This window comes from Herbaspirillum huttiense, assembly GCF_004367745.1.
In the GTDB taxonomy this organism is placed as follows: Bacteria; Pseudomonadota; Gammaproteobacteria; order Burkholderiales; family Burkholderiaceae_D; genus Herbaspirillum; species Herbaspirillum huttiense.
In genome coordinates this window covers 4,440,792-4,462,596 of the sequence record NZ_CP037993.1, presented here as the reverse complement: position 1 = coordinate 4,462,596, position 21,805 = coordinate 4,440,792, and the positions used below count along the sequence as shown (strand labels likewise).

Below are 21,805 nucleotides of genomic sequence, written 5' to 3'. Positions count from 1 at the left end.
GTTGAGCATATATTGTGTTTGCCCTAGTGCATCACACCCAAGAATCTACTAAATACTTCTTCCAGTTTGGGTTAGTTGCTGCTCCATCGAGAGCAACTGACTTTACAAGTTATGCCTGATGACTATAGCAAGTTGGTACCACCCCTTCCCATCCCGAACAGGACCGTGAAACGACTTCGCGCCGATGATAGTGCTGCAACCAGTGTGAAAGTAGGTCATCGTCAGGCTTGTTATCCCCAAGAACCCTCGTTACGAAAGTAGCGAGGGTTTTTGCTTTTAAGTATACGTGTGAGACCCTGAAGTATGAATGAGTCTTCACCGAGCTGGCCGGAACAACGGTGACCGCTGAAAAGCGAACCAGGTTGAACCGGAAAGCAAAGAGGCATGAAGCAGTGTGAAGTACGTTTTAAATGGAAGTAGTCAAAGCGGAAGTTAAGCGAGACGAAAAGATTTAAAACGAATCGCAAAAAAGTAGTTGACGCGATAAACAAACTGCTACATAATCTCGTTTCTCTGCTGCTGACGAACAAAACGATTCGCAGCGATGCAAACAGCGCCAGGCGCGTTTGCGGCAGACAAGATCTTTAAAAATTAACAGCCGATAAGCGTGGGCGTTTAATGAAGTGCGACAGAACTTCGGTTCTGGAAACTTTAAATATTAAATGCTCACAAGAAATATAGGTAAGTTCGCAAGAAATTACCTGTCAGTATTTTGAGAGAGCGATGCCCTTCGGGGTAGCCAGAAATGGCACAAAACAGAGATTAAACTAAAGAGTTTGATCCTGGCTCAGATTGAACGCTGGCGGCATGCCTTACACATGCAAGTCGAACGGCAGCATAGGAGCTTGCTCCTGATGGCGAGTGGCGAACGGGTGAGTAATATATCGGAACGTGCCCTAGAGTGGGGGATAACTAGTCGAAAGACTAGCTAATACCGCATACGATCTACGGATGAAAGTGGGGGATCGCAAGACCTCATGCTCCTGGAGCGGCCGATATCTGATTAGCTAGTTGGTGGGGTAAAAGCCTACCAAGGCAACGATCAGTAGCTGGTCTGAGAGGACGACCAGCCACACTGGGACTGAGACACGGCCCAGACTCCTACGGGAGGCAGCAGTGGGGAATTTTGGACAATGGGGGCAACCCTGATCCAGCAATGCCGCGTGAGTGAAGAAGGCCTTCGGGTTGTAAAGCTCTTTTGTCAGGGAAGAAACGGTAGTAGCTAATATCTACTACTAATGACGGTACCTGAAGAATAAGCACCGGCTAACTACGTGCCAGCAGCCGCGGTAATACGTAGGGTGCAAGCGTTAATCGGAATTACTGGGCGTAAAGCGTGCGCAGGCGGTTGTGTAAGTCAGATGTGAAATCCCCGGGCTCAACCTGGGAATTGCATTTGAGACTGCACGGCTAGAGTGTGTCAGAGGGGGGTAGAATTCCACGTGTAGCAGTGAAATGCGTAGATATGTGGAGGAATACCGATGGCGAAGGCAGCCCCCTGGGATAACACTGACGCTCATGCACGAAAGCGTGGGGAGCAAACAGGATTAGATACCCTGGTAGTCCACGCCCTAAACGATGTCTACTAGTTGTCGGGTCTTAATTGACTTGGTAACGCAGCTAACGCGTGAAGTAGACCGCCTGGGGAGTACGGTCGCAAGATTAAAACTCAAAGGAATTGACGGGGACCCGCACAAGCGGTGGATGATGTGGATTAATTCGATGCAACGCGAAAAACCTTACCTACCCTTGACATGGATGGAATCCCGAAGAGATTTGGGAGTGCTCGAAAGAGAACCATCACACAGGTGCTGCATGGCTGTCGTCAGCTCGTGTCGTGAGATGTTGGGTTAAGTCCCGCAACGAGCGCAACCCTTGTCATTAGTTGCTACGAAAGGGCACTCTAATGAGACTGCCGGTGACAAACCGGAGGAAGGTGGGGATGACGTCAAGTCCTCATGGCCCTTATGGGTAGGGCTTCACACGTCATACAATGGTACATACAGAGGGCCGCCAACCCGCGAGGGGGAGCTAATCCCAGAAAGTGTATCGTAGTCCGGATTGGAGTCTGCAACTCGACTCCATGAAGTTGGAATCGCTAGTAATCGCGGATCAGCATGTCGCGGTGAATACGTTCCCGGGTCTTGTACACACCGCCCGTCACACCATGGGAGCGGGTTTTACCAGAAGTGGGTAGCCTAACCGCAAGGAGGGCGCTCACCACGGTAGGATTCGTGACTGGGGTGAAGTCGTAACAAGGTAGCCGTATCGGAAGGTGCGGCTGGATCACCTCCTTTCTAGAGTGCGCACGAAGTTAAGCGTCCACACTTATCGGCTGTAAATCAAGAACAGTTATTTGGTGAAGCACGGTCCGTGACACAGGTCACTGACTGGCTACTGATACTGATCCAAGCGGGTCTGTAGCTCAGCTGGTTAGAGCACCGTGTTGATAACGCGGGGGTCGTTGGTTCGAGCCCAACCAGACCCACCAAAGTTTCGGGGGTTTAGCTCAGCTGGGAGAGCACCTGCTTTGCAAGCAGGGGGTCGTCGGTTCGATCCCGTCAACCTCCACCAAGAAATGTCAAACCTAAGTCAGCGTGTATGACGTAGCGATTTAGGTTTGATCTTTTACGATCAATGGCTGTTTTTGTTCTTTAACAATCTGGAAGAAGTAAAGATTCATTTAAACGATCGCCAGGACTTCGGTTCTTGCGAAAGTAAAAATGGGTGTGATTGTATCAATCAAAGTATTACGAAGTGATCTTAGCAATTAGAAGACTTACTTTGGAATACGGCAAACGCTAAAACTCAACGCTTCATATAACGCTCTTGCAAAAGAGGCTAACGTTATAGGAACAAGCGAATAAGTGCACATGGTGGATGCCTTGGCGATTACAGGCGATGAAGGACGTAGTAGCTTGCGATAAGCTGCGGGGAGCTGGCAAACAAGCTTTGATCCGCAGATTTCCGAATGGGGAAACCCGGCCGTAAGGTCATCGTTATCTGAATACATAGGGTAACGAAGCGAACGTGGCGAACTGAAACATCTAAGTAGCTACAGGAAAAGAAATCAACCGAGATTCCCAAAGTAGTGGCGAGCGAAATGGGATCAGCCTGCAAGATTTAGCATCAACGATAGCAAAACGGAATGGAAAGTCCGGCCATAGTGGGTGATAGCCCCGTATGCGAAATCGATGGTGTGGAACTAGGCTTGCGACAAGTAGGGCGGGACACGTGAAATCCTGTCTGAACATGGGGGGACCATCCTCCAAGGCTAAATACTCGTAATCGACCGATAGTGAACCAGTACCGTGAGGGAAAGGCGAAAAGAACCCCGGAAGGGGAGTGAAATAGATCCTGAAACCGTGTGCATACAAACAGTAGGAGCCTCGTAAGGGGTGACTGCGTACCTTTTGTATAATGGGTCAGCGACTTACATTCAGTGGCAAGCTTAACCGAATAGGGAAGGCGTAGAGAAATCGAGTCCGAATAGGGCGTTCAGTCGCTGGGTGTAGACCCGAAACCAAGTGATCTATCCATGGCCAGGTTGAAGGTGCGGTAACACGCACTGGAGGACCGAACCCACTAATGTTGAAAAATTAGGGGATGAGCTGTGGATAGGGGTGAAAGGCTAAACAAACTTGGAAATAGCTGGTTCTCTCCGAAAACTATTTAGGTAGTGCCTCAAGTATCACCATCGGGGGTAGAGCACTGTTATGGCTAGGGGGTCATCGCGACTTACCAAACCATTGCAAACTCCGAATACCGATGAGTGCGAGCTTGGGAGACAGACGCCGGGTGCTAACGTCCGACGTCAAGAGGGAAACAACCCAGACCGCCAGCTAAGGTCCCAAAGATTGGCTAAGTGGAAAACGAAGTGGGAAGGCTAAAACAGTCAGGAGGTTGGCTTAGAAGCAGCCATCCTTTAAAGAAAGCGTAATAGCTCACTGATCGAGTCGTCCTGCGCGGAAGATGTAACGGGGCTAAGCCAGTCACCGAAGCTGCGGATATCCGTAAGGATATGGTAGGAGAGCGTTCTGTAAGCCTGTGAAGGTGTCTTGTAAAGGATGCTGGAGGTATCAGAAGTGCGAATGCTGACATGAGTAGCGATAATGCGGGTGAAAAGCCCGCACGCCGTAAGCCCAAGGTTTCCTGTTCAACGTTCATCGGAGCAGGGTGAGTCGGCCCCTAAGGCGAGGCAGAGATGCGTAGCTGATGGGAAGCAGGTTAATATTCCTGCACCGTCGTTAGATGCGATGGGGGGACGGATCGCGGAAGGTTGTCCGACTGTTGGAATAGTCGGTTTTTGCATCGAAGAAGGCTGTTAGGCAAATCCGGCAGCGTAATTCAAGGGTGTGAGACGAGCGAACTTGTTCGCGAAGCAATCGGAAGTGGTTCCAAGAAAAGCCTCTAAGCTTCAGTCTAACGAGACCGTACCGCAAACCGACACAGGTGGGCGAGATGAGTATTCTAAGGCGCTTGAGAGAACTCGGGAGAAGGAACTCGGCAAATTGGTACCGTAACTTCGGGATAAGGTACGCCCAAGTAGTTTGACTGGCCTGCGCCAGAAGGACAAAAGGGTTGCAATAAAATGGTGGCTGCGACTGTTTAATAAAAACACAGCACTCTGCAAACACGAAAGTGGACGTATAGGGTGTGACGCCTGCCCGGTGCTGGAAGATTAAATGATGGGGTGCAAGCTCTTGATTGAAGTCCCAGTAAACGGCGGCCGTAACTATAACGGTCCTAAGGTAGCGAAATTCCTTGTCGGGTAAGTTCCGACCTGCACGAATGGCGTAACGATGGCCACACTGTCTCCTCCCGAGACTCAGCGAAGTTGAAATGTTTGTGATGATGCAATCTACCCGCGGCTAGACGGAAAGACCCCATGAACCTTTACTGTAGCTTTGCATTGGACTTTGAACCAATCTGTGTAGGATAGGTGGGAGGCTTTGAAGCAGGAACGCTAGTTTCTGTGGAGCCGACCTTGAAATACCACCCTGGTTTGTTTGAGGTTCTAACCTTGGTCCGTTATCCGGATCGGGGACAGTGCATGGTAGGCAGTTTGACTGGGGCGGTCTCCTCCCAAAGTGTAACGGAGGAGTTCGAAGGTACGCTAGGTACGGTCGGACATCGTGCTAATAGTGCAATGGCATAAGCGTGCTTAACTGCGAGACTGACAAGTCGAGCAGGTACGAAAGTAGGACATAGTGATCCGGTGGTTCTGTATGGAAGGGCCATCGCTCAACGGATAAAAGGTACTCTGGGGATAACAGGCTGATTCCTCCCAAGAGTTCATATCGACGGGGGAGTTTGGCACCTCGATGTCGGCTCATCACATCCTGGGGCTGTAGCCGGTCCCAAGGGTATGGCTGTTCGCCATTTAAAGTGGTACGTGAGCTGGGTTTAAAACGTCGTGAGACAGTTTGGTCCCTATCTGCCGTGGGCGTTGGAAGTTTGAAGGGGGCTGCTCCTAGTACGAGAGGACCGGAGTGGACGAACCTCTGGTGTATCGGTTGTCACGCCAGTGGCATTGCCGAGTAGCTAAGTTCGGAAGAGATAACCGCTGAAAGCATCTAAGCGGGAAACTCGCCTTGAGATGAGACTTCCCGGGAACTAGATTCCCCTAAAGGGTCGTTCGAGACCAGGACGTTGATAGGTCAGGTGTGGAAGCGCAGTAATGCGTTAAGCTAACTGATACTAATTGCCCGTGCGGCTTGTTCCTATAACATTAGCTCTGTTATAGACAAGTTGAGCATATATTGTGTTTGCCCTAGTGCATCACACCCAAGAATCTACTAAATACTTCTTCCAGTTTGGGTTAGTTGCTGCTCCATCGAGAGCAACTGACTTTACAAGTTATGCCTGATGACTATAGCAAGTTGGTACCACCCCTTCCCATCCCGAACAGGACCGTGAAACGACTTCGCGCCGATGATAGTGCTGCAACCAGTGTGAAAGTAGGTCATCGTCAGGCTTGTTATCCCCAAGAACCCTCGTTACGCAAGTAGCGAGGGTTTTTGCTTTGTGCGCTCGATTTATGATTACAACGCGGTCGATGCGAAAGACGGCTCGATTGGAGTAAAAAGTTTCGAACGGTCCGAGGATCGATAATCTGCGTTCATTCTCGCCGCTGCGTGGTGCAGGGCAGCTTCAAGCTGCGCGAGCGAGACCTTTTTGCCGTTATATCCTCCTGCTGGCATTCAACGTCTATTCTTAGTTTTATTCACAGACGGAAATCTCTGCGCTCGGTCTCTGTGCATTTTCTTATACACAGACATTTAGGATCTGAAAGGTCAATTGACCGCAAACACCCGTAATAAGGCACTCCGGGAAATCCAAACCTTAGATTTATACACAGCCTGCGCCAACAACCCCAGTAGCAGTTAATTTATGCACAGGCAAAAATCTAACATTCAGGAGCAGGTCAGTCCCCCCTGATATGCAACAGCAGTCATTCGCCACTCGCGACCCTCTCTCAAAACAACAGACAATAAAAAAGCCGGCAAAGCCGGCTTCTTCATTTTCAGCAGTACAAGCTCAGATCATCAGAACTTGTAAGCCACACGTGCCACGGCAAAGTTCACGCCGCCGTTGGGTTGCTTGATGCCACCGTTGGAGAAGTGCTGCAGGCGGATGCCCAGGTCCAGGCCATTGCTGAATACATAGCCGGCACCGATATGGTCACCAAACTGGAAGGCGGTCGACAGCACCTTGTCGTTGTTGCGGTAGAGCTTGGAGAACAGGTGCACGCCGATACCAGCTTCACCGTAGAAACCCTTGCCGTCATCGCGCTGGAAACGCAGCACCGGGGTCAGGCCCAGGTCGATCAGGTTGCCGCTGTCATTGGTGTTGTTGTAGTGGTTCATGCGCCAGTTGGCCAGCGACAGATCCCAGTAACCACCGACGTGGGTGCCGTTGGACTGCCAGAAATTCCAGTTCGGACCCCAGTTGAACTGGGCACCGATACGGGCCAGCTGAGTGTTGTTGCCGGTACCGTACTCCAGCGACATGCCGTCGATGGCGTAGCTGGGCGACTGGATGGCAATGGCGGCGACGCCAGCAAAAGCGATCTTGGCGACCAGGCTCTTCAATTTAGTCATGGATTCTCTTTCAGCGCGTAAATGGTTTTGAAGGATCTTTGCTTGTATTCGGCGCGGCGCAAGGGCAGCCGCGGGGACGCGATATTCTCTCATAATCATCACAAATGCATACTCGCGTGAAATATTGTGCCGCGTCCTTACCACAGACGGCGCGCAGCCTCATGGGCGATAGCTGTACTCAAGTCTTCCCGCCACCTCCACGCGAATGGCCAGCACATGTCCAGACAGCGGATATTGGGCAAGCTCCGCCTCGCTGCGGCCATTGCGTCCGGTCGTGATGAAGAGCGTGCGCAGATCCTCGCCCCCAAACGCCACCATCGTCGGACAGCGCGCCGGCACGCGGATCTCCTGCAGGATCTCGCCCTGTGGCGACAGCCGCAACACCCGCCCTCCCTCGAACATCGCACACCAGTACGCTCCTTCGCTATCGACCGCGGCACCATCCGGACGTCCGCCGTAATCGGACGCAGTCTTGTCGCTGTCGAACTGGCGCAGCAGACGGCAATTGCTGGTCTGGCCGGTAGCCAGATCATAGTCATGGACGTTGATGCGGTGGGCCGGCGTATTGGCGTGATACATCAGGCGCTGGTCCGGGCTGAACGCCACGCCATTGGAGGTGACCACGGCATGATGCGCATCACGCAAGGCATTGCGCTCGAAGCAATACAAGGTGCCGCCATCGCGATCACGCGGCTCATAGATGGTGCCGCACCAGAAGCGGCCGGAGGCATCGCAGCGCCCGTCATTGAAGCGGATGCGTGCCATATCGTAGGGCGCTTCCAGCAGCGCCGTCAGCGCCCCATTGCCAGTATTGAGATGGAACATGCCCGACCGCAACGCCACCACCAGCCCGCCTTGGGCATGCTTGACGATACTGCCGGGTTCTTCCGGCATGTCCCAGCGCTGGTGCTGCTGCGTGGCCAGTACGCGCTTGTGGACGGCCTTGCCGGGAATGTCGATCCAGTAGAGTGCTGCTTCCTCCGCGTGCCACAGGGGCGATTCGCCCAGCAGCATCGGTTCGGGAGAAACGGTGGTGAAGGTGTCAGCAGTCAATGCGGGAGATGCCTGGGACATGGAGCTTGCCTGTAAGCAGGAATGAGTAAGCGCTCATTATGCCGCGCGGATCTGGTTTGATAAACCTGATCCGCAACATCCCTCACGCCAGCAGGAGGATCAGCGCACAGCGCGCCAAAAGAAAAACGGCATGCGCGCAGCATGCCGTCCTGATCTGGCGGACCGTTCGTATCATCCGCATCGTCCTGATGCGAGACCCTCGAACGATCATCCCATCCCCTGCTTAGTTGGACCACCCACCATCAATCATGTGGATCGATCCGGTAGTGAAGTTCGACTCGTCCGATGCCAGGTACAAGGCCAGTGCCGCCACTTCCTCGGCCTTGCCGATGCGGCCCATGGGCTGGCGGGCCACGAAGGCGGCGCGGACTTCGTCTTCGCTCTTGCCGGTCTCCTTGGCTTGCGTGCTGATGCGCTGGTTCAGCGAAGGCGATTCAATGGTGCCCGGGCAGATCGCATTGCAACGGATGCCCTGCGAGACGAAGTCCGCCGCCACCGACTTGGTCAGCCCCACTACGGCCGCCTTGGAGGCACCGTAGGCAAAGCGATTGGCCACACCCTTCACGCTCGATGCGGCCGATGCGATGTTGACGATCGACCCGGCCTTCTTGGCCAGCATGCCCGGCAGCACCGCACGGATGGTGTGGAACATGGCCTTGGCATTGAGATTGAAGGAGAAATCCCAGGCCTTGTCATCGCACTCCAGAATGTTGCCGGCTGCCACGTAACCGGCGCAGTTGAAGAGGACATCGACGGTGCCGACCTTGGCCACCAGCGCCTTGATGGCGTCGTCGTCGGTGACGTCCAGCAGATGTGTCTCCACACCAGCGATGGAGGCGAGCTCCTCCAGATGCGTCTTGCTGATATCGGTAGCGATCACGCGAGCGCCTTCACGCGCAAACAATTCAGTCGAGGCGCGGCCAATACCTTGGGCCGCAGCAGTGATGAGGACGGTCTTGCCGGCGAGGCGGCCAGTGGATGCGGACATGCTTGTTCCTTTGCGATTAAACGAGTTTGCGATTGGCGAGATTCTTGTACAGCGCGGTGAGCCCGAAAGTCCACGGTGCGGTCTGGTCGCTGAAGTTCACGGTGTTCACCAGCGCTCCCAGCTTGGGGGTGGAGATCGTCACGATGTCGGCGACCTGGTGGGTGAAGCCCTGGCCGGGACCAAAACGGTCCTGGGTCGGTGCGAACATGGTCCCCAGGAACAGTACCAGTCCATCCGGATACTGGTGATTGGGACCGATCGCATGCTCCACCAGCTGCAGCGGATCGCGGCTGATCATGGACATCGAGCTGCTGCCCTTGAGCGTGAAGCCTTCCGTACCATCGACCCGCATTGTAAGTTCGACGCGACGCACATCGTCAATTGAAAAGTTTGCATCGAACAGGCGAATGAAAGGCCCGACTGCGCAGGAAGCATTGTTGTCCTTGGCCTTGCCCAGCAGCAGGGCGCTGCGGCCTTCGAAGTCGCGCAGGTTCACATCATTGCCCAGGGTCGCACCGACCACCTTGCCACGACTGTTGATGGCCAGCACGATTTCCGGCTCGGGATTGTTCCAGGCCGACTTGGGGTGAATACCGACTTCATCGCCCAGGCCCACCGACGACATCGGCTGCGCCTTGGTGAAGATTTCCGCATCCGGGCCGATGCCCACTTCCAGGTACTGCGACCACACGCCTTGCTCCAGCAGCACTTCCTTCAGGCGCGCGGCTTCCGGCGAGCCCGGCACCACGCTGGAGAGGTTGTCGCCGATCACCGCCGTGATCGCCTTGCGCACCGATTCCGCCTTGCCGGCGTCACCGCGCGCCTGTTCCTCGATTACGCGCTCCAGCATGCTGGCCACGAAGGTCACGCCGCTGGCCTTGACGGCCTGCAGGTCGATGGGGGCCAGCAGCCAGGGGCGCGAGGTATCACGATGGGCGGCATCGGCATTGTCCAGCAACTCCTGCAAGGTCGCGATGCGGGTCATGTTGGTGGCGGCTCGCACGGCGGCGGCCGGGTTGTCGAGTTCCAGCAATTCGCTGGAGGTGGCCGCGATGAGCGTGAGGTCATACGCACCGTCGGCGTCGATCCGCACCAGCACCGGGCCCACGCCGGGTTGCCAGAGGCGGCCGATCAGCGTGGCCTGCGCGTGATCTTCAGGCAGGTGGGCCTGAAGCGAATAAGTGTGTGCCATGTTCTTGATTCCTTATGTTGGAGGCGGACCCGGATGACTCGGGAAGCGGGCGTCGCCACGATGTCGTGTTCTGCAAGGGGGAAGACTCACTGCGGGCGAAACATCCTCGTCCCCGTGGATGCCCGAAGGCAAGGATGCTTGGCCGGCAGTCCGTAGTGCGCGCTCTGGACCGGCGCACTACGGACCACTGCGGATAACACTAGCCCAGCCGCAGCCAGGCCTTGATGATCTGCATCAGCATCAGGTGTAGACGCCGATGTGCCAGGGCACGAATTCGTCTTGCCCGTAGCCATGCAGCTCGCTCTTGGTCTTCTTGCCCGATGCCGTATCGAGGATCATCTGGAAGAAGCGTTCACCGACCTCCTGCGGGGTGACATTGCTGTCGGCAATCTCGCCGCAGTTGATGTCCATATCTTCTTCCTGGCGTTGCCACAGCGCAGTATTGGTGGCCAGCTTGAGCGACGGTGCCGGTGCGCAGCCATAGGCCGAACCCCGGCCCGTGGTGAAGCAGATCATGTTGGCCCCTCCGGCGACCTGGCCGGTGGCCGAGATCGGGTCGTAGCCCGGCGTATCCATGAAGACGAAGCCGCGTGCGGTGACCGTCTCCGCATACTTGTAGACATCCACCAGGTTGGTGGTGCCGCCCTTGGCGACCGCGCCCAGCGACTTCTCGAGGATGGTGGTCAAGCCACCGGCCTTGTTGCCCGCTGAAGGATTGTTGTTCATCTCGGCATCGTTCTTGGCGCAATACTCCTCCCACCAGGCGATGCGGGCCAGCAGCTTCTCACCGACTTCCGGCGATACCGCGCGGCGGGTGAGCAGGTGTTCGGCGCCATAGATTTCCGGCGTCTCCGAAAGAATGGCCGTGCCGCCATGCCGCACCAGCAAGTCCACTGCCGCACCCAGCGCCGGATTGGCCGTGATGCCCGAATAGCCATCCGAACCACCGCACTGCAGGCCCAGCGTCAGGTGCTTGGCCGACACCGGCTCGCGCTTGATGTCATTGGCCTTGGGCAGCATCTTCTTGATCTTCTCGATCCCCAGCGCCACGGTCTTGGCGGTGCCGCCGGTGCCCTGGATGGTGAAGGTGTGGAAGTATTCGCCTTCCTTCAGGTTGTGGCTTTCCATCAGGCCCGAGATCTGGTTGGTCTCGCAGCCCAGGCCCACCACCAGCACCGCAGCGAAGTTGGGATGCGTGGCGTAACCCGCCAGCGTGCGGCGCAGGATCTGCAGCGGCTCGCCTTGCGAATCCGTGGCGCAACCCTGGCCGTGGGTCAGGGCCACCACGCCATCGATGTTGGGATAGTCGGCCAGCACTTCGGGATGGATGTCGCGGCGGAAGTAATCGGCGATGGCGCGTGCCGCGGTGGCCGAGCAGTTCACCGAGGTCAGTACGCCGATGTAGTTGCGCGTGGCCACGCGGCCATCGGGGCGCACGATGCCCATGAAGGTGGCGGGCTCGGCAACGAAGTCGACCGGCTTCACGTCAGCGCCGAAATGGTGTTCACGCGAGAACTCGGCCATGGCCAGGTTGTGCGTGTGCACGTGCTGGCCGGGCGCGATGTCCTGGCTGGCCGTGCCGATGATCTGGCCATAGCGCTTGACCGGCTCGCCCGCAGAGATGGCGCGGGTCGCCATCTTGTGGCCGGCGGGAATGAGGCCCTGGACTTTGAGGCCGCCTTCGTCCTGCAGCACGGTGCCGGAGATGAGCTGCTGGCGGGCGATGACGACATCATCGACCGGGTTCAGGCGGATGACGGGAGAGTTGGCTTTCATGTTGGTCTCGGAGAACGTGGATGCTGCAGGCTGGCCGCTCAGGCGGCGGGCGCATGCCGCGCTGGCTGGCGCGGCATGCCGGAAACGACGGTCTTACTTGGGCGCGAACTGCGCCAGGTCAGGCATGGGGCTGCCTACCCATTGCTGGTAAATGCCGGGCAGCTTGCCATTCTTGAGGTTGGCGGTGATCCATTCGTTGAGCCACTTTTCCAGTGCCGGCTCGCCCTTGCGCAGGCCGATGGCATAGGGAATGTCCTTGATGGCGAACTTGGTTTCCAGGTTCTTGGACGGGTTCTGCTTGGCAATGGCCGAGGCCAGCGAATTGGGCGTGCACAGTGCATCGACCTGGCCCGAGATGATGGCCGCGGTCACGGTGGCATCGTCATCGAAACGCACGATGTTGGTTCCCTTGGGGGCCAGCGGGGTCAGCAGCGAATCCTGCATGTTGCCGCGAACCACGGCCACGCGCTTGCCGACCAGATCATTGAGGCCCTTGATGTTCTCGCCCTTGGGCGCGGCCACCACGAACTGCGAGGCACCGTAGGGCTGGGTGAAGGCCACCACCTTCTGGCGTTCCGGCGTGATCGAGAAGGACGAGATCACCATGTCGGCCTTGCCGGTCATCAGGAAGGGAATGCGATTGGGGCCGGTGACCTGCACGATCTCCAGTTCCACACCCATGTCCTTGGCCAGCAGGCGCGCGGTTTCCACATCCGAGCCCTGCGGCTCCAGCTTGGCGTTGGTCATGCCGAAGGGCGGCGCGCCGAGGTCGATGGCGATGAGCACCTTCTTGCGCGCCTTGATGTCGGCCAGGGCGTCGGCATGTGCGGCCTGGGCAAAACAAGCCAGGCCCAGCACGACGGCGGCGGCCTTCCTGGTGAAGTTGAACAGTTTTTTCATTGATGTCTCCTGGGTGATTGTAGGGATGCTGCTGAAAACAAAATCCATACAAGATGGATAGGCGATCTTTTACAGATCGCTTGATACGAACTTCTGCAACTCGGCGGTTTTCGGATTGCTGAAGAGTTCGTCGGGCGGGCCGATCTCCCACACCTGGCCCTGGTGCATGAACACCAGCACATCGGCCAGCTTGCGGGCAAAGGCCATCTCGTGCGTGACCAGCACCATGGTCATGCCGCCGCGGGCCAGGTCTTCCATGACCTTCAGCACTTCGGCGGTCAGTTCCGGATCCAGCGCCGAGGTCACTTCGTCGAACAGCATCAGTTCCGGCGCCATCGCCAGCGAGCGGGCGATCGCCACGCGCTGCGCCTGGCCGCCCGAGAGCTGCTCGGGGTAGGCTTCCTTCTTGTTCTCCAGGCCCACCAGCTGCAGAACCTTGTGGGCGATCTTCTTCGCTTCCTCGGTGGACATCTTCTTGATGGTGGTCAGCGCCAGCGTGATGTTGCGCTCCACCGTCAGATGCGGGAACAGGTTGTAGCTCTGGAAGACGATGCCGACCTGCTTGCGCAATTCGCGCAGGTTCAGCTTGTCCGGATGATGAATATCATGTCCGCATACATGGATGTTGCCGCCATCCACTTTCTCCAGACCGTTCAGGCAGCGCAGCAGCGTGCTCTTGCCCGAACCGCTCTTGCCGATGATGGCCACCATCTGGCCCTTCTGCACATCCAGCGAAACGCCGTTCAATACCTTGTTGCTGCCGAAGCTCTTGTGCAGATCATTGATCTTAACGATGGCTGACATTCAATTTCCTTTCAAAGTGCTTGGACAGCGCAGACAGCGGGAAGCACAGGCAAAAATAGATGAGTGCGACGCAGCCGAACACGGTGAACGGCTGGAAGGTCGAGTTGTTGATGATCTGGCCGGCGCGCGAGAGATCGACGAAGCCGATCACCGAGGCCAGTGAGGTGTTCTTGACGATCTGCACCATGAAGCCCACGGTGGGTGGCGTGGCGATCTTGACCGCCTGCGGCAGGATCACCTTGGTGAGCTGCTCGAAGCGGTTGAAGCCCAGGCATTCCGAGGCTTCCCACTGGGTCTTGGGGACCGCCTGGATGCAGCCGCGCCAGATCTCGCCGAGGAAGGCAGCGCAGTAGATCGCAAAGGAAATCCCGGCCGCCACCAGCGGGGTGAGCTTGAAGCCGGCGATGGCCAGCCCGAAGTAGGCCACGAACAGGATCACCAGCAGCGGGATGCCCTGCACCACCTGGATGTAGGTACTGGCGATCCCCCGCAGCAGGGCATTGGGCGAGACCCGCCACAGGGCGATCACGAAGCCGGCCACGCCGCCGAAGACGAAGGCCACCAGCGACAGCACCACGGTCCAGACGGCGGCTTGCAGCAGGTATTCCACGTGCAGGAAACTGAATGCGTTCATCGCGCCTCCTTACAGGTTGGTGCCAAGCTTGCGCTTGCGCACGAAGGCCATCTGGCTGATTGCCCAGAATGCACCACGGAACAGGAAGGACAGGGCGAGATACGCCACCGCGATGACCGCATACACCTCGAAGCTGCGGAAGGTTTCCGACTGCACCAGGTTGGCGGTGGCGGTCAGCTCTTCGGCCGAGATCTGCGAGGTGATGCTGGAGGCCAGCATCAGCAGGATGAACTGGCTGGTCAGCGAGGGATAGACGCGCTCCACCGCCGGCAGCAGCACCACGTGCCAGTACACGTGAAAGCGCGACATGCCCAGGCATTCGGCCGCCTCGATCTGGCCCGGATGAATGGAGTTGATGCCGGCGCGCATGATTTCGGTGGTGTAGGCGCCGACGTTGACGGTGAGCGCAATGACGGCAGCGGTCTCGGCGGTGAGCTTCCAGCCGATGCTGGCCAGGCCGAAGAACACCAGGAACACCTGCACCAGCAGCGGCGTATTGCGGATGATCTCGACATACGCCTGTACCAGGCCGCGCACCAGCGCCAGCCGGCTCTTGCCGGCAATCGCTCCGAGCGTGCCGACCACGAAGCCCAGTGCGATGGACAGGGCCGAGAGCTGTATCGTCAGCCAGGCACCCATCAAGAGGCGATCCCAGTTGGCGAACACGCTCATGAAATCGAAGGTGTAATTCATCGACGCTCCGTCCGTGCAGCGTCAGGGAAAGGGGGATACAGCAGCATGAGGGTGGTCTCCTTTTTGATTTTCCTGGGGGCGGCCTCTTGTTGGGTGACCTTGAGGTCGGGGCCTTGGCATGATTGCCGGTACTGCTGCGCCTTGCGGCGCGCCTGGGTCCGGGCGGCGCGGCTACAGCTGCCTGACGCCACCCGGTCGCAAGTTCGATTGCACGTGCTGGATGCCATTGACCAGCGGTGCGCCGAAATCGGGAATGCTGATCTCGATGCTGTCACCATCCTCGGTGCGCACGCTGTAGGCGAACGACAGGTTGGCCGCGCCCATGAAGTGCGCATGCACGTCGCCCGCATGCAGCAGGTGCGCGTACTTGAAGGTGTGGTATTCGAGGTTCTCGATGGAGTGGCACATGTTGTCCGGGCCGGTCAGGAATTCCTGTTCCCAGATCACGCGGCCACGGCGACGGATGCGCGTCATGCCGACCAGGTGCGCCGGGGGCAGGCCCACCAGCAGCTCCGGACCGAAAGCGCAGTGGCGCAGCTTGGAGTGGCCTTGATACAGGTAATTGCGGCGCTCCATCACGTGATCCGAAAACTCGTTGCCGATGGCAAAGCCGAGGCGGCGCGGACAGCCTGCGTCATCGATCAGGTAGAGCCCGACGATCTCCGGTTCTTCGCCGCCATCGAGGGCAAAGTCGGGACGCGGCAAGGGCTGGCCCGGCGCGACGATGCAATGGCCATCGCCCTTGTAGAACCATTCGGGCTGCACGCCCACGGTGCCCGGCGCGGGGCGGCCGCCGGCGATGCCCCATTCGATCATCAGTTGCGTATCGGTCTTGTCGAGCTCATCGCCTTCGATGCGGCGATGCATCTTGTCGCGCGTGGTGGCGCTGCCCAGGTGCGTGGTACCGGCACCCGAGACGCGGCAGTGGGCCGGGTCGGGATGGTCCAGCGGGGCCAGGATGCGGCCCTCGGCCAGGATCGCGGCATAGTCTTCGGACTGGTCGGTATTGAGCAACTGGGCCAGGCGTTCCAGCCCGGTATGGCGTTGGATGGCCAGCAAGCCGAGTTCGCGCATGGTATCGACCTCGCCCAGCACCTGGATGCTGGCGCCATTGACGATGCCGACGCGGCGTTGGCCATGCAGGTCGCGATATTGAATCAGCCTCACCAGGTCTCCTTTGCCGTCGTCATCCAAATGGCCGCCGGTCAGGGGCGGTCAGGTTCCAGGGGAGCGATGTGCAGAACAGGGAGCGCGATTCGCACGCGGCAGGAAACTGCCGCCAGGCGAAGCAACCTGTGGATCAATCTGCCCGTCGTCTCCTGAGCTTTTTTCACGCATCGCCGTGGGCAGGGGGCAGATGCGCTAGCATTGTGTTTTTTCCGGGACGACTATAAGAGGCTGAACCAAGGATGTCTAATGAGCTTAATTCATCGGGTGATAACCGACGCGGCGAGGAGGGCGCGGCAGGCGATGCACTGCCTTCGGTCGGTTCCATCGTCAGCCGCCTGCGCTTTCGCCAGGTCGCGCTGCTGACGGCGCTCGACGAGCAGGGCTCCCTGCACAAGGCAGCCGAAGTGATGCACATGACCCAGCCGGCCGCTACCAAGGCCTTGCATGAAATGGAAGATGCCCTGGGCGTGACCCTGTTCGACCGCTCCCCGCGCGGCATCGAGGCCACCGAGCTGGGCCGCTGCGTGATCCGCTATGCGCGACTGATCCAGAGCGATGTCGCCAACCTGCGCGAAGAATTGCAGAACATGATCAGCGGCCGCGGCGGCCGCTTGTCCATCGGCACCATCATGGGGGCGGCTCCCTTCGTCACGCGTGCGCTGTCGCGCCTGCGCGAGATCCAGCCGGACGTCTCCATCGAGATCAGCGAAGATACCAGTGCCCGCCAGCTGCTGCTGCTGGACCAGGGCCGCATCGACCTGATGATCGGCCGTTCCTCGGTCAGCTCGCAGCCCAACCTCTACCACTACGAAATGCTGCGTGGCGAGCCCATGTGCATCGTCAGCGGCATCGACCATCCGCTGGCCACGGCGCAGAAGGTGCGCCTGCAGGAGCTGGCCGATGCCTCGTGGATTCTCTATTCGAGCAACATGCCCATGCGCATCTGGATCGAGCACGAGTTCAAGCTGGAAGGCGTGAAGGTGCCGGGCAACGTGATCGAGACCGCCTCGCCCTTCGTCACCATCACCCTGCTGGCGCAATCGAACATGGTGGCGGTGATGCCGCTGGACATCGCGCATTTCTTTGCCGCGCGCCAGATGCTGGGAATCCTGCCGGTGAACCTCAAGACCCGCATCGAGCATTACGGCATCGTCACGCGCAAGAACAGTACCTTGTCGTCGCTGGCCAAGATGTTCATCCAGATCCTGCGGCAGCAAAACTGATTCTCCAGTATTGCCCTCTCTTCCCGTTCGGACTGAGTAGGCCCGTCAGGGCCGTATCGAAGACGTGGCGCACGTGCGCCTTCGATACGCGGCTGCGCCGCTACTCAGTCCGAACGGGTTCCCGTGGTGTTGCTCTGTGTTTGTCATTTTTTTACACGCTCAGGTTTTTCCGGATGCCGCCAGGCGTGATTTTCCTGCTAGTGTTCGTCTGCGGTCGGGGTGGCCGCAGACTTTCCCTCAGAATCCGCTTTCTCCGGTTGGCCTTCATGAATTTGCGTCTTACGCGTGCGCGCACGCGCCTTGCTGCTCTTGGTCCTGTTTCCCTTCCTGCCTCTGCCGCACGTGCCGTGCTGGCCGCGCTCTGCGTGACGGGTGCCTTGCTGCTGGCCGGCTGCGCCGCGCAGAAGCCCGCGCCGCTGGACGAGGCCGCACGGCAAGCCAAACAGCTCAAGCTGGACCAGGCCCTGGCACTGTTCTCGGCCAACCCGCCCGAAGGCTTGCCGACCGGCTGGGAACCGCTGGTGTTCACCCGCAAGAAGATTCCTACCGAATACCGTCTGGTGCAGGACAATGGCCGCAGCGTCCTGCACGCCTTTGCCGACCGCGCCTCATCCGGCCTGCGCCATCCGGTCGACATCGACATCAACAAGAAGCCCTGGCTGACCTGGAGCTGGAAAGCCGCCGGCCTGATTCCCACGGCCGATCTCACCCACCGGGAAACCGATGATTCGCCGGTGCGCATCGTGCTGGCCTTCGATGGCGACCACGACAAGCTCTCGCTGATGGATACCATCCTCTTCGATACGGCCAAGCTGCTGACCGGGCATGAGCTGCCTTATGCCACGCTGATGTATGTGTGGGATCCCAAGGTGCCGGTCGGTACGGTGATCGCCAACGGCCGCACCGGCCGCATCCAGATGCTGGCGGTGGAAAGCGGTGCGGAGCATGTGGGGCAGTGGCGCAATTACCAGCGCAACGTCGCGGAAGACTACGAGCGTGCCTTCGGTGAAAAGCCCGGCCGCCTGATCGGCGTGGGCGTGCTTACCGATACCGACAACACCGTGCAGAAGATGGAAGCCTGGTATGGCGACATCCGCCTGATGCGCGATGCGCAGGCGGTGCCGGCTCCCTGAGGTTCGACGCGCTGCGGGCTCAGACCCCGCGCCACCAGGCGGCGACATGGCCCCAGAAACCCTTGGGGCCGGTCTCGAACAGCCAGGGCTTTTCGCGCTTGAGCTTGTCCATCATGTCCTGCTCGGCCTTCTCCGAGACATTTCCATAGGCGCGCCCGAGTTTCAGCAGGGTGCGCAGGGCTCCCAGCTTTTCCCGCGCCACCATGCCCGAGGCATGTTCGATGGCGATATGGGTCTCGCGCAATTCCTGCACCATGGCATGGGCCAGTTGCGAGGCCGGTGTCTTCAGGCGTTCCTGCACTACCGCGATATTCGTGGCGGACGCCTTGATCTGCGAGGCCAGCACGTCGATCTGCGTTTCATCGCCCTTGGCCTGCTTGATGATGGCGCCGGCCCAGGCGCGCGAGGCATTGACCAGTTCCTCGGTGCCCCAGTCGTGGCGCACCGCAATCCAGAACCCGTAATTGGCCGCCTGTTCGATCAGGATCTGCACCACGTCCGGGAATTCCTTGTCCATCGCCCGGCGTGCCCAGGCGTACTGGCCCGAGAGCATCAGGTGCTGCACCGCTTCTTCGGTGAGGAAGTTGGTGTTCTCGGAGAGCTTGGCCAGCAGGTAGCTGTCGAAGGAAGGTTTGACGAAACCCGAATCGATCTTGGTCGAGAGCCGCACGAAGTTGTGATAATCCCGCTCCAGCGAGTCGTAGATATCGTCCTTGAGGATGAGTTTGATCTGTTTCATGCGGCTTCCCCTCGGACCGTGTCCGATGTTGTTGTTGCGCCGGCAAGGCCATGCGGCATGCCGGACTGGTTGTGATGACGCGGTGTCAATGCTGATGCTGCCAGGAAACTTGTTATCGGCAGCTGTCGTGCCAAACTTTACGCCGTCCCTGCGGCGCGGACCTCAATAACTGCGCAAGCCATAGCGCTGCCGGGTTTCCCCGTCCGGCAACAATTGATCGCGGTACAGTGCCCAAGCCGGATCGGCCAGGATGGCGGTGCTGGTCTTGCAGCCCTGGCAGAGCTGGGCATGCACGCCGGCCACCACCGCCTCGAGTCCATTGGGATCAGTCACGTAGAACCAGGATTGCTGCTGGCCCTGGCTGAACGCAGTGCCGGCGAAGATGCTGCGGGTCTTCTTGCCGATGGCGGCGGCCATCTGGTCGGACAGGGCTTCCAGCCGGTCCTGCTCGGCCAGCGCCGGCAAGCCATCGGGCGTTCCCGGCGCATAACTCACCCGCGTAACCACCACATACGGAAACCCGGACAGCGGGAAGCTGCGCCGCAAGCCCATGTCCAGCTTGACCACCGTGAGGCGATCGCCGCGCTGGGCCTGGTAGTTCCACCACTCGGGCTCAGGATCCTGCGCCAGCCCGTGGCGCGCCAGCAGGAGCAGCAGGGTCAGGAGCAGGGCGCGCTTCATGGTGGCGTCGCCCTGTCAGCTGGCCAGCAAGGCCAGCAGCGCCAGCAGGGCGGGCAGACCCTGGATGTAAAGGATGGAGCGCTTGGCGGTGAGCCCGCCGTAGATCCCGGCCACCAGCACGCAACCCACGAAGAAGATTTGCACCGCATGGTCGCCCGTGGCCAGGCTCCAGAACAGGCCGGCGGCGAGGAAGCCGTTGTAGAGGCCCTGGTTGGCGGCCAGTACGCGGGTGGCTTCGGCGGCTTCGCGCGACTGGCGGAAGGTCTTCAGGCCCAGCGGCTTGGTCCACAGGAACATTTCCAGGATCAGGATCCAGACATGTTCAAGGGCGACCAGCAGGACAAGGATGGTGGCGAGCGTGTGCAAGGTTTCTCCCTGTTGTCGTTATACGTTCTTGCCGCACCTTCGCAGCGCGTTGCAGAGTGCGCCGGGCGGCGGGCTTTGGCGATCATGCCTGAAATGCGCCCGCGCGCCAATGCCCTGCACGCCGCTGCGGCGCTTACTTCGCCTGCAGGAATTTCTCGGCCAGCCGCACCCAGTAAGTGGCACCGATGGGCAGCAGGTCGTCGTTGAAATCGTAGCTGGGGTTGTGCAGGTTGCACGGACCGAGGCCATGGCCCTGGTCGCGGTGGCCGCCATCGCCATTGCCGAGGAACACGTAGCAGCCTGGCTTGTGCTGCAGCATGAAGGCGAAGTCTTCCGCGCCCATGGTCGGTTCGGTCTTGGCATCCACATGGTCGGCACCGAACTGTTCGGTCAGCACTTCGACGGCGAAGGCAGTTTCCTCGGGATGGTTGATGAGCGGCGGATAGTTGCGGTTGAAGCGGAACTCGACCGTGGCATCGAAGGCGGCGGCGGTGTGCTCGGCGATCTCCTGCATGCGGCGCTCGATGAGGTCCAGCACCGGCAGGCTGAAGGTGCGCACGGTGCCGACCATCATGGCTTCGTCGGGGATGACGTTGGTGGCGCTGCCGGTGTGGATCTGGGTGATCGACACCACCGCCGGATCATTCGGATTGACGTTGCGCGCCACGATGCTCTGCCAGGCCTGGGCGATGTGGACCGCGGTCATCACCGGATCGGCCGCCTTGTGCGGCTGCGCGGCGTGCGAACCACGGCCCTTGACGGTGACGTGGAACTCGTTGCTGGAGGCCATCTGCGGACCCGGCGTCACGCCGAAGTGACCGGCCGGGATGCCGGGCCAGTTGTGCATGCCGAAGACGGCATCCATTGGATACTTCTCGAACAAACCATCCTGGATCATGCGCTCGGCGCCACGGCCGCCCTCTTCTGCGGGCTGGAAGATCACGTACACGGTGCCATCGAAGTCGCCATGCTGCGCCAGGTAACGGGCCGCGCCCAGCAGCATGGCGGTGTGCCCGTCATGGCCGCAGGCGTGCATCTTGCCGGGATGACGCGAGGCATGGTCGAAGGTATTGATTTCGGACATGGGCAGCGCATCCATGTCGGCGCGCAGGCCGATGGCACGCGGGCTGTCGCCCTTCTTGATGATGCCGACCACGCCCGTCACCCCCAGGCCGCGCACGACCGGAATCCCCCACTCGGTCAGCTTTTGCGCCACCACGTCGGCGGTGCGCACTTCTTCGTAACACAGCTCGGGATGGGCGTGGATGTCGCGGCGGATCTTCTGCAGGTCGGCGTGGAACTGGACGATGGGGTCAATGAGTTTCATGG

General features: G+C 59.1%; 16 protein-coding genes, 2 tRNA genes and 4 rRNA genes. 8 read left to right on the top strand and 14 right to left on the bottom strand.

Annotation, left to right across the window (positions count from 1 at the left end):
* Positions 1-114 precede the first annotated feature (114 nt).
* The 6 genes from rrf (E2K99_RS19930) to rrf (E2K99_RS19905) all read left to right on the top strand — a co-directional run bounded on the left by rrf (E2K99_RS19930) (position 115) and on the right by rrf (E2K99_RS19905) (position 5,977).
* Positions 115-227 (top strand): 5S ribosomal RNA (rrf, locus tag E2K99_RS19930).
* A 537-nt stretch (positions 228-764) separates the two neighbouring features.
* A 16S ribosomal RNA gene (locus E2K99_RS19925) occupies positions 765-2,297 on the top strand.
* 117 nt (positions 2,298-2,414) lie between these two features.
* Positions 2,415-2,491: transfer RNA gene (locus tag E2K99_RS19920), tRNA-Ile, on the top strand.
* A gap of 7 nt (positions 2,492-2,498) precedes the next feature.
* Positions 2,499-2,574 (top strand) — tRNA-Ala (locus E2K99_RS19915).
* 279 nt (positions 2,575-2,853) lie between these two features.
* Positions 2,854-5,725 (top strand): 23S ribosomal RNA (locus tag E2K99_RS19910).
* A gap of 139 nt (positions 5,726-5,864) precedes the next feature.
* Positions 5,865-5,977, top strand: a 5S ribosomal RNA gene (rrf, locus tag E2K99_RS19905).
* The 16S, 23S and 5S rRNA genes sit together here with 2 tRNA genes alongside, the layout of an rRNA operon.
* Positions 5,978-6,548: 571 nt before the next feature.
* Here rrf (E2K99_RS19905) and E2K99_RS19900 read toward each other — a convergent pair.
* From E2K99_RS19900 to araD1, 10 genes are all read right to left on the bottom strand, one after another.
* Positions 6,549-7,103, bottom strand: coding sequence for an acyloxyacyl hydrolase (locus tag E2K99_RS19900; RefSeq protein WP_121043921.1), 555 nt, complete (start codon positions 7,101-7,103; stop codon positions 6,549-6,551).
* A gap of 159 nt (positions 7,104-7,262) precedes the next feature.
* A complete protein-coding gene (locus tag E2K99_RS19895) occupies positions 7,263-8,177 on the bottom strand; it encodes an SMP-30/gluconolactonase/LRE family protein (RefSeq protein WP_134223315.1) in 915 nt (304 codons plus the stop codon).
* 223 nt (positions 8,178-8,400) lie between these two features.
* Positions 8,401-9,165, bottom strand: a complete 765-nt coding sequence (locus E2K99_RS19890) for an SDR family oxidoreductase (protein WP_039786858.1) — start codon at positions 9,163-9,165, stop codon at positions 8,401-8,403.
* Between the two features lie 16 nt (positions 9,166-9,181).
* Positions 9,182-10,357: a fumarylacetoacetate hydrolase family protein gene (locus E2K99_RS19885; protein WP_134223314.1), complete on the bottom strand. Its 1,176-nt coding sequence runs from the start codon at positions 10,355-10,357 to the stop codon at positions 9,182-9,184.
* Positions 10,358-10,597: 240 nt separating this feature from the next.
* Positions 10,598-12,133 (bottom strand): UxaA family hydrolase, encoded by a 1,536-nt coding sequence (locus E2K99_RS19880; RefSeq protein ID WP_134223313.1) that lies wholly within the window; start codon positions 12,131-12,133, stop codon positions 10,598-10,600.
* Positions 12,134-12,226: 93 nt separating this feature from the next.
* On the bottom strand, positions 12,227-13,033 hold the full coding sequence (locus tag E2K99_RS19875) for a transporter substrate-binding domain-containing protein (protein ID WP_039786863.1): 807 nt from the start codon (positions 13,031-13,033) through the stop codon (positions 12,227-12,229).
* A 69-nt stretch (positions 13,034-13,102) separates the two neighbouring features.
* On the bottom strand, positions 13,103-13,837 hold the full coding sequence (locus E2K99_RS19870) for an amino acid ABC transporter ATP-binding protein (RefSeq protein ID WP_034333235.1): 735 nt from the start codon (positions 13,835-13,837) through the stop codon (positions 13,103-13,105).
* Entirely contained in the window at positions 13,821-14,471 is a 651-nt protein-coding gene (locus E2K99_RS19865; RefSeq protein ID WP_121043912.1) for an amino acid ABC transporter permease, read from the bottom strand. The genes E2K99_RS19870 and E2K99_RS19865 overlap by 17 nt, the downstream gene beginning before the upstream one ends.
* Before the next feature lie 9 nt (positions 14,472-14,480).
* Complete coding sequence (locus E2K99_RS19860; RefSeq protein WP_121043909.1) at positions 14,481-15,164, bottom strand: amino acid ABC transporter permease; 684 nt, start codon at positions 15,162-15,164, stop codon at positions 14,481-14,483.
* Positions 15,165-15,335: 171 nt separating this feature from the next.
* On the bottom strand, positions 15,336-16,331 hold the full coding sequence (gene araD1, locus E2K99_RS19855) for an AraD1 family protein (protein WP_134223312.1): 996 nt from the start codon (positions 16,329-16,331) through the stop codon (positions 15,336-15,338).
* A 242-nt stretch (positions 16,332-16,573) separates the two neighbouring features.
* Between araD1 and E2K99_RS19850 the strand changes: the two genes are divergently transcribed.
* Together E2K99_RS19850 and E2K99_RS19845 are read left to right on the top strand one after the other, a co-directional pair.
* Positions 16,574-17,557: a LysR family transcriptional regulator gene (locus tag E2K99_RS19850; RefSeq protein ID WP_134223311.1), complete on the top strand. Its 984-nt coding sequence runs from the start codon at positions 16,574-16,576 to the stop codon at positions 17,555-17,557.
* Positions 17,558-17,904: 347 nt separating this feature from the next.
* A complete protein-coding gene (locus E2K99_RS19845) occupies positions 17,905-18,690 on the top strand; it encodes a DUF3047 domain-containing protein (protein ID WP_134224181.1) in 786 nt (261 codons plus the stop codon).
* Positions 18,691-18,709: 19 nt separating this feature from the next.
* Here the strand turns inward: E2K99_RS19845 and E2K99_RS19840 are convergent, their stop codons facing one another.
* The 4 genes from E2K99_RS19840 to E2K99_RS19825 all read right to left on the bottom strand — a co-directional run bounded on the left by E2K99_RS19840 (position 18,710) and on the right by E2K99_RS19825 (position 21,803).
* Entirely contained in the window at positions 18,710-19,429 is a 720-nt protein-coding gene (locus E2K99_RS19840) for a DUF4088 domain-containing protein (protein ID WP_121043903.1), read from the bottom strand.
* A gap of 162 nt (positions 19,430-19,591) precedes the next feature.
* The gene (locus E2K99_RS19835; protein ID WP_134223310.1) at positions 19,592-20,110 is read right to left on the bottom strand and encodes a DUF695 domain-containing protein; all 519 of its coding nucleotides are present in this window, start codon (positions 20,108-20,110) and stop codon (positions 19,592-19,594) included.
* A gap of 15 nt (positions 20,111-20,125) precedes the next feature.
* Positions 20,126-20,476: a DUF1304 domain-containing protein gene (locus E2K99_RS19830; RefSeq protein ID WP_134223309.1), complete on the bottom strand. Its 351-nt coding sequence runs from the start codon at positions 20,474-20,476 to the stop codon at positions 20,126-20,128.
* 133 nt (positions 20,477-20,609) lie between these two features.
* On the bottom strand, positions 20,610-21,803 hold the full coding sequence (locus E2K99_RS19825; RefSeq protein ID WP_134223308.1) for a M20 aminoacylase family protein: 1,194 nt from the start codon (positions 21,801-21,803) through the stop codon (positions 20,610-20,612).
* Positions 21,804-21,805 lie beyond the last annotated feature (2 nt).

What these genes read in the sequence shown, in the direction of transcription:
- E2K99_RS19900 (WP_121043921.1), bottom strand. Translation starts at nt 7,103, where the DNA reads ATGACTAAATTGAAGAGCCTGGTCGCCAAGATCGCTTTTGCTGGCGTC.
- E2K99_RS19895 (WP_134223315.1), bottom strand. Translation starts at nt 8,177, where the DNA reads ATGTCCCAGGCATCTCCCGCATTGACTGCTGACACCTTCACCACCGTT.
- E2K99_RS19890 (WP_039786858.1), bottom strand. Translation starts at nt 9,165, where the DNA reads ATGTCCGCATCCACTGGCCGCCTCGCCGGCAAGACCGTCCTCATCACT.
- E2K99_RS19885 (WP_134223314.1), bottom strand. Translation starts at nt 10,357, where the DNA reads ATGGCACACACTTATTCGCTTCAGGCCCACCTGCCTGAAGATCACGCG.
- E2K99_RS19880 (WP_134223313.1), bottom strand. Translation starts at nt 12,133, where the DNA reads ATGAAAGCCAACTCTCCCGTCATCCGCCTGAACCCGGTCGATGATGTC.
- E2K99_RS19875 (WP_039786863.1), bottom strand. Translation starts at nt 13,033, where the DNA reads ATGAAAAAACTGTTCAACTTCACCAGGAAGGCCGCCGCCGTCGTGCTG.
- E2K99_RS19870 (WP_034333235.1), bottom strand. Translation starts at nt 13,837, where the DNA reads ATGTCAGCCATCGTTAAGATCAATGATCTGCACAAGAGCTTCGGCAGC.
- E2K99_RS19865 (WP_121043912.1), bottom strand. Translation starts at nt 14,471, where the DNA reads ATGAACGCATTCAGTTTCCTGCACGTGGAATACCTGCTGCAAGCCGCC.
- E2K99_RS19860 (WP_121043909.1), bottom strand. Translation starts at nt 15,164, where the DNA reads ATGAATTACACCTTCGATTTCATGAGCGTGTTCGCCAACTGGGATCGC.
- E2K99_RS19850 (WP_134223311.1), top strand. Translation starts at nt 16,574, where the DNA reads ATGTCTAATGAGCTTAATTCATCGGGTGATAACCGACGCGGCGAGGAG.
- E2K99_RS19840 (WP_121043903.1), bottom strand. Translation starts at nt 19,429, where the DNA reads ATGAAACAGATCAAACTCATCCTCAAGGACGATATCTACGACTCGCTG.
- E2K99_RS19835 (WP_134223310.1), bottom strand. Translation starts at nt 20,110, where the DNA reads ATGAAGCGCGCCCTGCTCCTGACCCTGCTGCTCCTGCTGGCGCGCCAC.
- E2K99_RS19825 (WP_134223308.1), bottom strand. Translation starts at nt 21,803, where the DNA reads ATGAAACTCATTGACCCCATCGTCCAGTTCCACGCCGACCTGCAGAAG.